At 57.2% G+C, this 14046-nt stretch carries 11 protein-coding genes; 6 read left to right on the top strand and 5 right to left on the bottom strand.

Annotation, left to right across the window (positions count from 1 at the left end; all coding sequences use genetic code 11):
- The first annotated feature begins 52 nt into the window (after window positions 1–52).
- Window positions 53–1345: a serine--tRNA ligase gene (gene serS / locus BC777_RS05165; protein ID WP_100367048.1), complete on the top strand. Its 1293-nt coding sequence runs from the start codon at window positions 53–55 to the stop codon at window positions 1343–1345.
- Here the strand turns inward: serS and BC777_RS05170 are convergent.
- Window positions 1342–2610: a T6SS phospholipase effector Tle1-like catalytic domain-containing protein gene (locus BC777_RS05170; protein WP_100367049.1), complete on the bottom strand. Its 1269-nt coding sequence runs from the start codon at window positions 2608–2610 to the stop codon at window positions 1342–1344. The two genes, serS and BC777_RS05170, sit on opposite strands and share 4 nt — an antisense overlap.
- A gap of 112 nt (window positions 2611–2722) precedes the next feature.
- Here BC777_RS05170 and BC777_RS05175 point away from each other — a divergent pair, with 112 nt between their 5' ends.
- The gene (locus tag BC777_RS05175) at window positions 2723–3442 is read left to right on the top strand and encodes a TspO-related membrane protein (RefSeq protein ID WP_168769080.1); all 720 of its coding nucleotides are present in this window, start codon (window positions 2723–2725) and stop codon (window positions 3440–3442) included.
- Here the strand turns inward: BC777_RS05175 and der are convergent.
- The 3 genes from der to BC777_RS05190 are packed head-to-tail and all read right to left on the bottom strand — an operon-like array spanning window position 3417 to window position 6900.
- Window positions 3417–4874 carry a ribosome biogenesis GTPase Der gene (gene der / locus BC777_RS05180; RefSeq protein ID WP_100367051.1) on the bottom strand — a complete coding sequence of 486 codons (1458 nt, stop codon included), beginning with the start codon at window positions 4872–4874 and terminating at the stop codon, window positions 3417–3419. The two genes, BC777_RS05175 and der, sit on opposite strands and share 26 nt — an antisense overlap.
- Window positions 4875–4923: 49 nt before the next feature.
- Window positions 4924–6222: a PQQ-like beta-propeller repeat protein gene (locus BC777_RS05185; RefSeq protein WP_100367052.1), complete on the bottom strand. Its 1299-nt coding sequence runs from the start codon at window positions 6220–6222 to the stop codon at window positions 4924–4926.
- A gap of 21 nt (window positions 6223–6243) precedes the next feature.
- Window positions 6244–6900, bottom strand: a complete 657-nt coding sequence (locus BC777_RS05190) for a tetratricopeptide repeat protein (RefSeq protein ID WP_100367053.1) — start codon at window positions 6898–6900, stop codon at window positions 6244–6246.
- Window positions 6901–7168: 268 nt separating this feature from the next.
- On the opposite strand from BC777_RS05190, the gene BC777_RS05195 reads away from it, so the two are divergent.
- Both BC777_RS05195 and BC777_RS05200 read left to right on the top strand, forming a co-directional pair.
- Entirely contained in the window at window positions 7169–8407 is a 1239-nt protein-coding gene (locus tag BC777_RS05195; RefSeq protein ID WP_100367054.1) for an efflux RND transporter periplasmic adaptor subunit, read from the top strand.
- On the top strand, window positions 8404–12096 hold the full coding sequence (locus BC777_RS05200; RefSeq protein ID WP_100367055.1) for an efflux RND transporter permease subunit: 3693 nt from the start codon (window positions 8404–8406) through the stop codon (window positions 12094–12096). The genes BC777_RS05195 and BC777_RS05200 overlap by 4 nt, the downstream gene beginning before the upstream one ends.
- A 56-nt stretch (window positions 12097–12152) precedes the next feature.
- On the opposite strand, the gene BC777_RS05205 is transcribed toward BC777_RS05200, so the two are convergent.
- Complete coding sequence (locus tag BC777_RS05205) at window positions 12153–12980, bottom strand: hypothetical protein (protein ID WP_100367056.1); 828 nt, start codon at window positions 12978–12980, stop codon at window positions 12153–12155.
- A 147-nt stretch (window positions 12981–13127) separates the two neighbouring features.
- Between BC777_RS05205 and BC777_RS05210 the strand changes: the two genes are divergently transcribed.
- Both BC777_RS05210 and BC777_RS05215 read left to right on the top strand, forming a co-directional pair.
- Window positions 13128–13466, top strand: a complete 339-nt coding sequence (locus BC777_RS05210) for an ArsR/SmtB family transcription factor (protein WP_100367057.1) — start codon at window positions 13128–13130, stop codon at window positions 13464–13466.
- On the top strand, window positions 13459–13944 hold the full coding sequence (locus tag BC777_RS05215; protein WP_100367058.1) for an SRPBCC family protein: 486 nt from the start codon (window positions 13459–13461) through the stop codon (window positions 13942–13944). Before BC777_RS05210 ends, BC777_RS05215 begins: the two co-directional genes overlap by 8 nt.
- Window positions 13945–14046: the final 102 nt, after the last annotated feature.

Here is a 14046-nt window from a genome sequence, read left to right on the forward strand (position 1 = left end):
TGCGCGATGAGGCATATCACCGTCACTGAAACGATGCAAAAGGAACGATGCCATGCATGATATTCGCACCATCCGTGACAACCCCGCTGCCTTTGATGCGGCATTGTTTCGTCGTGGGATTGCGCCGGTATCGTCCCAAATCCTCGCCATGGATGAAGCGCGCCGCGCCAAGATTTTGGCCGCCGAGACAGCACAGGCCGAGGCCAACAAAGCCGCCAAGGAAGTGGGCGCCGCAAAGGGCCGCGGTGATGAAGCCGAATTCGAACGACTACGCGCATTGGTAGGTGAAAAAAAAGCCCAGGTTGCGGCTCTGAACGATGAGGCAAAGGCAGAGGATACCGCCCTGAAAGATATGCTCATGGGTATTCCAAACCTGCCCGATGACAGCATCCCTGATGGGGCCGACGAAGATGATAACGTCGAAATTCACCGTTTTGGCGCACCAAAGAACTTTGCGTTCGACCCGGTCGAACATTTTGACATCCCCGCCATCCGTCCTGGCATGGATTTTGAAACTGCGGCCAAACTCTCTGGAAGCCGCTTTGTTCTGCTTTCTGGCGCCGTCGCTCGTCTGCATCGCGCTTTAGCGCAGTTCATGCTGGATGTGCATGTAGAAGAACATGGGCTGACAGAAACAATGACACCTGTGCTGGTGCGTGAAGAAATGATGTATGGCACGGGCCAGTTGCCCAAGTTTGGTGAAGACAGCTATCAGACCACGAACGGCTGGTGGCTGATCCCTACGGCCGAGGTGACGCTGACCAATATCGTCAACGGTCTGACGGTTGACGAAAGCTATCTGCCCCGCCGCTACGTGGCACATACACAATGCTTCCGCTCCGAAGCAGGGTCTGCCGGGCGCGACACATCCGGCATGCTGCGCCAGCACCAGTTCGAAAAGGTCGAAATGGTCAGCGTCACCAAGCCAGAGGATAGTGCCGCCGAACACGACCGGATGACGGGCTGTGCCCAAGCGATCCTTGAAAAGCTGGAACTGCCTTACCGCACTGTGGTGCTCTGCACAGGTGACCTTGGCGCTGGGATGCGCAAGACCCACGATATCGAAGTATGGCTGCCCGGTCAGAACACATACCGCGAGATCAGTTCTGTGTCTGTTGCAGGCGACTACCAAGCACGTCGCATGAACGCGCGCTACAAGCCCGAAGGCGGTGGCAAACCGCAGTTTGTACATACGTTGAACGGCTCAGGGTTGGCCGTGGGCCGGGCGCTGATCGCTATTGTCGAAAACGGACAGCAAGCGGACGGATCGGTTGATCTGCCCGCCGCATTGCTCCCTTACTTACGGGGCAAGACCCGTATCAACGCAGACGGCCAGTTGGTCTAGTGATCTGATGGAAGCGCTGCATTCCGTGGCGCTTCCCACCCTCGTGGGCGCAGTGAGCTGTCTACTTCGTGGGTCGGCAGGCCGTCGCGGGCGACCAGAAAGTCACGCAGCGCATCCAGCTCTGATACAGCGCGGCCCTCCAAATCGTCTTTGACGAAGTTCAGCGTATCCGGACGATATCCTGCATCCGCCCGAAACCGATCCAGCGTCGCTACCGCAATGTCCTCAACCTCTTTCGGACCGCTGCGACAGGCCTGCAATCCATTTAACAAAAACCCGGATATGCCAACAGGGCCGAATTTATTGTCCAATGCCTCTGTCACCGGGTCAAAGCGCACCGCCACCCGGTCAAATTCGCCCCAGTCGATGCGCAAACCAGCCTGTTCTGCCCCTTGCGTGACCCAGATCAACGGGACGGATGACAGCCCTATGCGTGACCCACCCCCACCGACAGAGCCGTGATTGCCCGGAAACCATTGCTGCATATACAATGGGGTTTCGCGGGTATCATCGTCGCTGTTCAAGCGATCTAGATTGGCCCATGGTGACGCGGGAAAGGTCTTGCGCCGTTCATCAATGGCAATGGCATGACGGGCAGCGCTGACAGAGCGGCTAAGGTCGGCATCATGGAATTGATATTTTGCATTAAACCTCTTGGCACCCGGCAAAAATGCCGGAATGCCAAGCGCCTTGACCGTATCCCAGACCCCCAGATAGGCAATTTTAAGGTTAATGGCCGCCGTATCACCCCGGTCCAAGCGCCATTTGAACTCGGATGCGCTGGTCGCCGTGTAGGGCGCAAAATCTTCGCGAAACAGATAGCTGGATGGATCATCTGGCTTTGTATCTTTGTCACGGCTGACGTAACGGGCAATCGCTTCTGGGATGCGCGCAACATGGCGGCGTGGCGGGATACCGCATGACCGGATCAAACCGGCTAAGGACCGCGCCGCGAAACCACCCCGCGAAAATCCGAAAATATAGACCTCATCGCCGGGCTGATAGGCAAAAACAAGGTCGCGGTAGACGTCCTCGATCAGGTTCAAAAGCCCCCACCCCAAAGCACCGCCAAAGACTGTGTCCATCTTCTTGCCCAGCCAGTTGTTTCCCGCACCAGAGCCCACGCCAGGTGAGTAAATCACTTGCTGGGTGTTGCCCTCATCGTCGCTGCCAAAAATGCAGCGTGACAGGCGCACAACATTCGTCGGGTGTTCCGCATCGGTCCGGTTCCACGTGCCATCAATAAAAATCGCAATACGTTTCATGGTAATGTCCTTGGCTAAATGGCCAAAGTCTGACCCAACGTCAGCCCATCAACAAGTCGGCTTTTCCCGACCTTGGGATGGAACCGCATCAGACCGGTCTATGTTGGTAAATATGAAACAGATTTATGCCGCTCTGACGCTTCTCTTCACCGCCAGCTTTGTGCTGTCCCCCGCCCTGACCAGCCCCTTCACCGGGTTTCGCGCCGATCAACTGCCGATCCCACAGATTGACCCACCGATCCAGCCCGAAGGCTATGCCTTTGCGATCTGGGGACTGATCTATGCCTGGCTTGTCGCATCAGCGGTTTACGGCATGGTCAAACGGCTGCGGGACGCCGCATGGGACTGGGCGCGCAAACCATTGATCCTGAGCCTCGCTGTTGGCACCCCATGGCTTGCCATTGCCAATGCAAGCGCGATTTGGGCCACCATATTGATCTTCGTGATGGCCATCACCGCCGTGGCGGCGTTGCTACGTGCGCCTGACACAGATTACTGGGCCTTCAAAGCGCCGGTGGCCATCTATGCAGGTTGGCTGACGGCGGCCTCTTTTGTGTCGCTGGGCACGACCGCTGCAGGTTATGACGTGCTGACAGATGCGACAGGCTGGGCCTATATCGGCATCATCGGTGCCTTGGCTGTCTCAAGCACCGTGCTGCTACGCAGGCCCGCAGCGCCTTATGGATTAACAGTCATCTGGGCGCTGATCGGGATTATCGTGGCCAATGGCACGGGCGCATGGATCGTCAGCGCCCTCGCTGGCACCGGCATCGTCATCCTACTGACCCTGATCGCTGCGACACGCGCTAACGGTCGCTCGGCCCCTTCTTGAGATGCTTTGACAGGCGTGACGGCTGCGATGACTTTTTATCTTTATAAGGGTTCTTGTCACCCTGATCGCGCAGGAACAGCCGAATGGGTGTACCCGGCATATCAAAATCGGCGCGTAAACCATTGATAAGATAACGCTTATAGCTTTCAGGCATTTGATCGGGATGCGAGGTCATCACCACGAACGCAGGCGGACGCGTCTTCACTTGCGTCATATACCGCATCTTGATGCGCTTGCCGCCGGGCGCAGGTGGCGGGTGCTGTTCCAGCATACCCGTCAACCACCGGTTCAGGTGCGCAGTCGATACACGGCGGTTCCAGACCTCATGCGCGCGCATGATGGCTTGCTGCAAACGGTCGAGCCCCTTGCCAGTCTTGGCAGAAACAGTCACCAAAGGCGCGCCGCGCAACTGCGGCAAAAGACGTTCAAAATCTTGACGTAACTCTTTGAGCTTACTTTGCTTTTCGCCTTCGACGTCCCACTTGTTTGCGGCCACGACAACAGCACGGCCCTCACGCTCGGCCAAATCAGCAATCCGCAAATCCTGCTGCTCAAACGGGATTTCCACGTCGAGCAGTACAACAACAACCTCGGCAAACTTCACCGCGCGCAGACCATCAGATACAGACAGCTTTTCCAGCTTTTCCTGCACCTTGGCCTTTTTGCGCATGCCCGCCGTATCAAAGATACGCATCGGAACGCTGCCCCAGTCCTGCTGGACAGAAATTGCATCTCGGGTGATCCCAGCCTCTGGACCGGTCAGCAAACGCTCTTCTCCGATAATTTTGTTGATTAGCGTGGATTTACCAGCGTTCGGGCGCCCCACAACAGCGATCTGCAAAGGCTTAGCGCGCGTTGGCACACGCGCCGCATCCTCATCATCATCGCCAACATCAACATCGACCTCGGGTGCATCAGCCGCCGCCTGCTCTGCGCGCGCGTCCGCAATCGGACGCAGCATGTCCATCAACTCGCCCATGCCTTCGCCATGTTCAGCAGACATGCGGATCGGCTCGCCCAGACCCAGTGAATAAGCCTCAAGGATAGAGGCATCGGCCGCTTTGCCTTCGCCTTTGTTCGCAGCCAAAATCACATTGGCGTTCTTCTTGCGTAGGATATCGGCAAAGACCTCATCCGCAGGCAGCACCCCTGCCCGCGCGTCAATCATAAACAAACAGACGTCAGCCATTTCAACCGCACGTTCCGTCAAACGACGCATGCGGCCTTGCAGGCTGTCGTCGGTCGCCTCTTCCAAACCAGCGCTATCGATCACAGTAAAGCGCAGATCCGCAATGCGCCCTTCGCCTTCACGCAGGTCGCGCGTCACCCCCGGCTGGTCATCGACCAAGGCCAGTTTCTTGCCCACTAAACGGTTGAACAAGGTGGATTTGCCCACATTCGGGCGACCCACAATTGCGAGGGTAAAGCTCATCTTAAGGCTCCTGACGGCATGTCTTCCGCGCAGCTACACCAGTTGCAGCTTAACGGAAAGCGTGCAATTGCCCGTTTTTGTTCAGGACGTAAAGGGTCTCACCTGCCACAACCGGGCCAGAGGCGGCACCACCGGGCAAATCAATTTCGCCAATCAATGCGCCAGAGGCGGGGTCAAATTGCCGGATGAACCCATCTGAAGAGGTCACGATCAAACGACCACCCGCCAAAACAGGGCCATAATGCGCAAAGATACGCCTTTGACGGCGCGTCCTTTCCTCATCCTCAAAGGTTGGCAAGGCCGTCCGCCATACCGGGTTGCCGGTGTTCGCATCAAGCCGCACCAGCTCGCCCAGATCATTGATCAGAAACACGGCGTTGCCCACAGGCCAAACCGGGCCTAGGGCCCCTTCGGTCGCAGTCCACGCCCGCGTGCCATCATCCAGATTGATCGCAACGGTACGACCACCAAAGTTGCCAATATAAACACGGTCGCCGTCGATCACCGGATCGCCCGAAATGTCGCTGATGATACCCGCCGCATTCCCCAGACGTTCTCCGGACACGACGGTAGACCAACGCGTCAGCCCGCCGCGCGGGTATGTTGCCAGCACTTCGCCTGATGCGAAGGGGAAAACAACAAATTCGCCACTGACGGCAGGCGATGCCCCACCGGCGTAATTCGCCGTCGATGGCGCACCAGAGCGCTGCCAGCGGATGCGTCCGTTCGTTGTATCAAGCGCCCAGGCTGTGCTGTCGCGCCCGACAACATAGACCAGATCACCACGCAGCGTGGGGGCCGCGTTTGCAGGCGCATCAAGGTCCTGCACCCAGATTTCCGCACCAGTCGCAGCGTCAAGCGCTGCAATCTCGCCAAAACCGGTGGTTACATAAACCTGCCCACCGCCCACAGAGATACCACCGCCAGAGGCATCGCCTGCATTGTCGCGTGTGGGTGTCAGGTTACGGGTCCAGATGGTGGCGCCGTCAACAGAGGTCGCGGTCACCAGCGCGCTGGCATCAACGGTATAGATCACGCCCCCCGCAACAACCGGATGGGATGTGATGCGCGCACGGCTACTATCGCCCGCGCCGATATCTGCGACAAACAAAGGGCTCAGATCAGCGCCAAGGGCGGGATGCGCAATGCTGTGACTTGGGTTGCCGTTGCGGTGTCCCCAGTCCGCGTTCGCGCGGGCTGCGGGGACATTGACCGGTAAGACCTGGTTCTCCGCAGCGGTCTGCGCACGGATATCAAACCGGTCGCCCGGCAAAATCACGTCTTCGTCCCCACAAGCGGCCAAGACAAAAAGGCTCAGAGCGACGGCGATGCTTACTTTTACTCTCAAGGGTCTGATCCAATCTGCGTTTTATTGGGTCACAGGGTCGGGCAAAGGCTCGCCCAATGCCACCATGAGGGTCTGCACCCGCTCAAGCAAGCCACGTGATACGCCAGCGTCTTCCACGATCTGGCGCATGGTTACAATCGCGCCGTCCGTATCACCCTCCGCCAGGGTCATATAGGCAATCTGCTCAAGCGCCAGCAGGCGAAACGGCTGGCCCGGCTGCGACAATGCATCAAGGTTTGCACGGCGCGCGGTTGCATCATCTGACGGCAGCATCGCCGCTTTGAGCGCAGCAACATCGCGGTACATTTCAGGAATGTCAGGGTTGATCGCAACTTCGTTCAGCGTCTGCGCCGATGCGACAGTATCACCCGCTTCTTGCTGCGTCGCTGCGCGCAAAAGCAATGTCACCGCAGCGGCAGCCCCTTCACCCTCGACCTGCGCCATGGCTGCGGCGCGGGCTGAAGGGTCTTGTTCGTCCAGGGCAGTCATCAATGCATCACCTGTGGCCTGGGCCGCATTGCGCGCCTGCGCATTGCGATATTCGTTCCAAGCCGCCCCGCCGACCAGCACAAGAACCGCCGCAACTGCAATCCAGCCATAGCGACGCAAATAGCCATACAGCTTTTCACGGCGCACTTCTTCGGTGACTTCATTGATAAAACTGTCGGTGTCGCTCACCTTGGTCCCCAATTTCTCGCAGGTTTATAAAGGTCTTTGCGGGTACATATCGTGAAGCCAACACAATGAACAAGAGGCCAGCCGCAAATGGGCGGATGAATCCCGCCATCCACACGCAAAAGTGCGCTTGCCGTAACGGCATCTTATGTATAAACTGAACTGAATGGTTTAGTATATTTTTGTGATCCACGTCCTAAGACGCGGCGTAAAAATAAGCAGACCAAGAGAATGGCTGTATGTCTGATATTCGGCCAAAGGGGACAACGACATGAAAATAATACCGGTGATCACCGCCGTTCTGGTTTTGGCTGGCCTTTATATGGTTGTATTTGAACGCGACACGCTGGTCGCATTTGCCCAAGGTCCTGCTGGCGAAGATATTATTGCGGTCGCACCGGATGAGACAGCGGCAGAAACAACAGAAAACGAAGCAGCCCTTGTCGGTGTCGTGGCCACGCATTCGGTTGCTCAGACCATCGACAGTGCGGTCATCCTGCGCGGTCGGACAGAGGCAGCCCGCCAGGTAACCGTTGCGGCAGAAACCTCTGGTCTGGTGATTTCCGAACCGCGCCGTAAAGGGGCGTTCATCAACGAAGGTGAGATGCTGTGTAACCTTGACCCCGGCACACGCGAAGCGTCGCTGGCCGAAGCGCGCGCGCGGCTCGCCGAAGCGCAAAGTCGCGTCCCCGAAGCCGAAGCAGGCGTGATCGAGGCCGGCGCCCGCGTCCGCGAGGCTGAGATCAACCTCAATGCCGCCCAGCGCCTGTCCGTGGATGGCTTTGCGTCCGAGACGCAGCTTGTCAGCGCAGAAGCCGCCATGGAGGCGGCAACCGCCGGTATGCAGGCCGCCCGCTCTGCGGTGACCTCGGCTGAGGCTGGTATCGAAGCTGCGCAAGCGGCTGTCGCCACTGCCGCGCGAGAGATTGACAAATTGGCGATCACCGCCCCTTTCTCTGGCCTGTTGGAAACCGACACTGCGGAACTCGGCTCATTGATGCAAACCGGGTCGCCCTGTGCGACGATCATCCAACTCAACCCCATCAAACTGGTGGGCTTTGTGCCTGAAACCGATGTGTCTAAGGTCAGTGTCGGCGCGATGGCCGGTGCCCGCCTGACCAGCGGTGAACAAGTGGAAGGTCAGGTGACTTTCCTATCGCGCAGCGCTGATGAATTGACGCGCACCTTCCGAGTGGAAGTCACCGTCGAAAATGAAGACCTTGCAATCAGCGATGGTCAGACGGCTGAAATCCTGATCGCCTCTGACGGACGCACCGCACATCTGATCGCGCAATCATCACTGACGCTGGATGATGACGGGGTCTTGGGCGTGCGCACCGTAGCCGAAGGCAACCTGGCACAGTTCATGCCCGTCACCTTGCTGCGCGACACCGCCGAAGGCGTCTGGGTCACCGACCTACCTGAAACGGTTGATATCATCACGGTTGGACAGGAATTCGTGGTCGATGGCGTTCAGATCGCACCAACATTCACGGAGGCCAAAGGATGACTGGACTGGTTGACTGGGCCGCCTCGCGCGCCCGGATGGTTCTGGCCTTCATTGCCCTCTCGCTTCTGGCGGGGGGCATGGCCTATGTCGGCCTGCCCAAAGAGGGTGAGCCGGACATCGAAATCCCTGCGATCTTCGTATCGGTCCCCTTCCCCGGCATTTCCGCCGAAGACAGCGAAACCCTGTTAGTCAAACCGATGGAGTCCGAACTTTCCGATCTGGACGGCTTGAAAACCATGTCCGCGACGGCTGCCGAAGGCTATGCCGGCGTGGCACTTGAGTTTGAGTTTGGCTGGGATAAAACCAAGATCCTTGCCGATATCCGCTCGGCCATGAACAACGCAGAGGCGCAATTTCCAAGCGGTGCGGACCAGTATTCAATCAATGAAATCAACTTTTCTGAATTCCCCATCGTCATCGTCAACCTGACAGGTCAGGTTCCGGAACGCACACTGCTGCGCGTTGCCAAAGACTTGCAAGACCGCATCGAGGGGCTTGATGCCGTGCTCGAAGCGGGGCTTGCCGGGCAGCGTGACGAGATGCTGGAGGTGGTGATCGACCCTCTAAGGCTGGAGGCCTATAACGTTACCGCTGACGAATTGATCAATGTTGTCAGCAACAACAACTTGCTCATCGCGGCAGGTGAGGTCGAAACGGCGCAAGGGACATTTGCGGTCAAAATCCCATCATCTTTCGATGAACCGCAAGACATTTATAACCTGCCCGTCAAAACCAATGGTGACCGGGTGATCACACTTGGCGATCTGGCGCTGATCCGCCTGACGTTTGAAGATCGCGCTGGCACGGCGCGCTTTAACGGGGTGAATACGGTGGCCCTGCAAGTGGTCAAACGCAAAGGGTTCAACCTGATCGACACGGCTGCCCTCGTGAAAGAGGTGGTCGAGGAGGAGCGCGCAAGCTGGTCGCCCGAACTGCAATCGGCCATTCAGGTCGGCACCTCAAACGATCAGTCCCGCAACGTGGCCTCCATGGTCAGTCAGTTGGAAGGGTCGGTGCTGACCGCTATTGCGCTGGTGATGATCGTGGTGTTGGCAGCCTTAGGCACGCGTCCTGCGCTGCTGGTTGGCTTCGCGATCCCAACATCGTTCCTGTTATGCTTTGCCTTGCTGGCGGTGATGGAAATCACCATCTCGAACATCGTTATGTTCGGCCTGATCCTTGCGGTGGGTATGCTGGTAGATGGGGCCATCGTCGTGGTCGAATATGCCGACAAGCGCATCAAAGAGGGCAGCGGCCCGATGCACGCCTATGTCGAAGCGGCCAAACGCATGTTCTGGCCGATCATCTCGTCCACCGCGACGACGCTCTGTGCCTTCCTGCCAATGCTTTTCTGGCCCGGCGTGCCGGGGCAATTCATGGGCATGCTCCCCGTCACACTGATCTTTGTTCTTTCGGCATCTCTGGTCGTTGCACTGGTCTACCTGCCCGTTATGGGCGGCGTGACAGGACGGATGAGCCGCTTGTTCGGCAACGCATCCGATGCGCTACGTGCGCGGCTGCCGTGGTTTGTACGCGCGCTCTTGGTGCTGCCGGCGATCATGGTGGTCTTTACTGGCGCCATGCTCACGCTCAACCCCGGTTATCTGACCGGTCAAGCGGTACAAACCAGCGGACTAAGTGACAGCTTGCCCGGTATGATCCTGTTCCTTATTGGCGCGTTTTTGTTGTCCATCACCATCGGTGCAGCCAAGATCGAACGCGAGGCAAAGACCATCAAGGCAGGCTACCGCCGCACACCCTTTGGCCGTATCATGCACTTTATTGCAGGAAATCCGGTGATGCCGCTGGTCACCGTTGGGGCCGTGGTGTTCATCGTCATTTCGATCTTTGGCTACTATGGCAACAACAACAATGGCGTCGAATTCTTCGTGGAATCCGAACCAGAGCAAGCCATCGTCTACGTGCGCGCCCGTGGCAACCTGTCGCTTGAGGAAAAAGACGATCTGGTGCGGCAGGCCGAAGACATCGTGCTGGCTCACCCCGGTGTTATCACGGCATTTTCCTTCGCGGGCGACGGCGGGCTGAACACGGATGCCAGCGGGGCCAGCATCCCCGGCGATACGGTCGGTCAGGTCCAGCTTGAGACAATCCCTTGGGAAGACCGCGCCGGTATTGCCGAACTTGATGGCGATGTGGTTTTGGCCGAATTGCAAGAACAGCTCAACACGATCCCCGGCATCGAGACTGAAATTCTGGCCCAATCGCGCGGGCCTGCTTCGGCCAAACCGGTGCATCTGCGCTTGAAAAGCGACAACTTTGAAGAGCTGCGCGCGGCCACAAGCATTGCGCGCGCGCAATTCGACCAAACGCCCGGCCTGATCACAATTGAGGATTCGCTCCCCCTGCCCGGCATCGATTGGCAAATCGACGTCGATGTGGAAAAAGCAGGCCGCTACGGCGCGAATGTGGCCACCGTTGGTGCGATGGTACAGATGGTCACGCGGGGCATTCTGCTGGACACCATGCGCGTTGACAGCTCTGACGAAGAAATCGAAATCCGCGTCCGTTTGCCCGAACAAGACCGTGTGCTGTCCACACTTGATAATCTCAAGGTGCGCACAAATCAGGGGCAAATCCCGCTGTCGAACTTCATCACGCGGACGCCTGTTGAAAAGCTCGCCCAGATCGACCGGATCGAACAGAAGCGATATTTCGATGTAAAGGCAGGTGTCGCAACAGGGCTGACAAACCTGAGCGTTGATGGTGAAACCATCGCCGTGGTGCGTATCATCAGCGAAGATGCTACCGGCATGGACCGCTATGATGTGGTGACGCTGCTGGATGACACAACCTTTGCCAGCCTGACGGAACATGTCAACAACGATGATATCTCCGAGACGCCGCTCAACGCAAACGAACGGATCGCTGTACTGACAGAATGGCTTGAAACCACGCCCCTGCCCGCCTCAATCGAATGGGAATGGACCGGTGATCAAGAAGATCAGGCTGAATCAGGCGCCTTCCTGCAAACCGCCTTTGCAGGGGCCTTGGGTCTGATGTTCATCATCCTGCTGGCGCAGTTCAACAGCATCTACAACTCCATCCTTGTTTTGATGGCCGTGGTTATGTCCACAGCGGGTTCGCTGGTGGGGATGCTGGTGATGGATCAACCCTTCTCGATCATCATGACGGGCACTGGGATCGTGGCACTCGCGGGTATCGTGGTGAACAACAACATCATTCTGATCGACACCTATCAGGAATACAGCAAATACATGCCGCGGACCGAGGCGATCACGCGCACAGCAGAGGCGCGTATCCGCCCCGTGTTACTGACCACAATTACGACGATGGCAGGTCTTGCGCCAATGATGTTCGGCCTCAGCCTTGATTTCATGAATGGCGGCTATTCGATCGACAGCCCGACAGCACTGTGGTGGAAACAACTGGCCACCGCCGTTGTCTTCGGGCTTGGGATCGCCACCATGCTGACGCTGGTATTCACGCCATCTATGCTGGCCGTGCGCGTCTGGTTCGTCACTTATGTGCAATGGTTCGCGCAACTGCTCGCGAAACTCTCAATGGGCCGCAGCAGCAAAGCGGCACGCGACTGGGCACTGGCACGTCAGGCGAAACGGATCAAACACCCCGAGTTCATCTGGGACGATGGCGAACCGGCAAAAGCACCGCCGCTTGAATTGAAAGCTGCGGTGCAAGCAGCAGAATAAAGTAAAGGCCCGATATTATTCGGGCCCTTTACTTCATAAAAGTGATGGTTCACCGCTCAAAACGAACGATTTCTGTAAGCCTGCGAAATCTCATACTCGGCGATGCGGTTGTTCCAGATACGCGCATTGTCATTGAAACGATACCGCATGTAACGCGCGGTCGTGATTTCCTCATTCATGTTGCCACCATAGTCTAGCTTTAAGACACCCTGACAACTCGCATCCGCCGGACCATCAAGAATGCTGCCCATTGTCTGATAACGCAGATGCAAACGGTCACATGCAACGTCGTGCGGCACATCTGCCAGCCCTTGCTCTGTCAGGACCCAAAAGGCGTAGGGGGCGCCAATGGACAGATCCGACGATGTCGGGACGCCGTATTTTGCGGTGAACCCAGCGTAAATGTCATCGTTTTCGGGCTCTTCTGTACTCTGATCAGCAAAGAAATAACTGACTTCTATCGCCTCGACCTGATACCCGGTAACCGGCAAACCAATAGACAACTCCACCGTCGCCTGATGCATCTGCGATACACCCAGTGGCGTAGTTGGGGCCTCAAAAGTCATCTCTCTAACATAGCTCATGTCCTTGCTCGGTGATCCAAATGTGATCGGGCGCCTTTCGTGATCAACCAGTGCAAACCCCCGCTCGATCATCGCGCGACACGCAGCGTCCGCCGCCATACCGGTATGCAAACCGAGTATGTCGTCAAAGGGCGCCAATGGTTTCTCATCTGACGGGGACGCCTCTGTTTCGGGCCAAACGTTTGCCTGAAGAACAGCACACTCTACAGGCAGTGCCATCTCGGTCTTGCCTGTAGTCCACACAAAGAAAGCCCCTACACCAGCAACACAGACAATCGTTGCCACGATCAAGATACGCATAGTTAGAACTCCTAAAACATGTGTTTGCTAGCTAATATGAGGGGTGATGCAAAGCAAGCATTTGTAATAACGTGTTTTTTGCTTGATCGCGACAGCGCGCTTATTTTCCAAGTTGATTAATTAACTAATTGGTTTAATAGTAGCCCTATGGACAGTTCAGATCAGCTCGACGCCACATTCTCGGCCCTAGCCCACCCCACTCGACGTGCGATCCTTGCGCGTCTGGCCGAGGGCGAGGCAACCGTGAACACTTTGGCAGAGCCATTCGAGATGAGCTTGCCTGCGATCTCAAAACATATCCGCGTGCTTGAAAAGGCGGGGCTGATCAAACGGGGGCGCAATGCCCAGTTTCGCCCGTGCACACTTGATGCGCAGCCGCTTGCGGCTGTGGCGCTGTGGACCGACCAATACCGTCACATATGGGACGTAAGGTTCGATGCGATGGATCGCATACTCAATAACATGAAGGATGCAAAAGATGAGTGACCAACCAACTTGGGTGCGTTTGCAGCGCACATTCGATGCACCGATCGACAAGGTTTGGAACATGTGGACCGACCCCGACCTCTTTAAGCAATGGTACGGTCCCATGGGCATGCGCGTCCCGACCGCCGAAATGGACGTTCAGGTCGGCGGCACCCGCAAGGTCAACATGACAATGAAAACGCCCGAACGCGAGATGAGCATGTGGTTCATCGGCGTCTATAAAGAAATCAACGCACCACATCGCCTTGTCTACACCGAAAGCATGTGTGAACCCGACGGCACACTGATCCCACCGCAAAGCATGGGCATGCCCGAAGGCAGCCCGGACATCACCGAGGTCATTGTCGAACTCAGCGAGGAGAACGGCAAAACCCAGATGACCATGGTGCACGTGGGCGTGCCCGCTGGCACGGCTGGCGAAGGCGGCTGGAACCAAGCACTGGATAAGCTGGGGGAGATGATCAACAGTCAGGGCTGAGCGACACCATGAGGGGCTCAATTGATCGCAGAGCGCTCTTTAGTTTAACTTTCCGCGGCAGCGCGAATGCCCCCCTTTATGATACTGTGTCACAGACACTGT

Origin of the sequence: Yoonia maricola (genome assembly GCF_002797915.1) — a bacterium.
In the GTDB taxonomy this organism is placed as follows: Bacteria; Pseudomonadota; Alphaproteobacteria; order Rhodobacterales; family Rhodobacteraceae; genus Yoonia; species Yoonia maricola.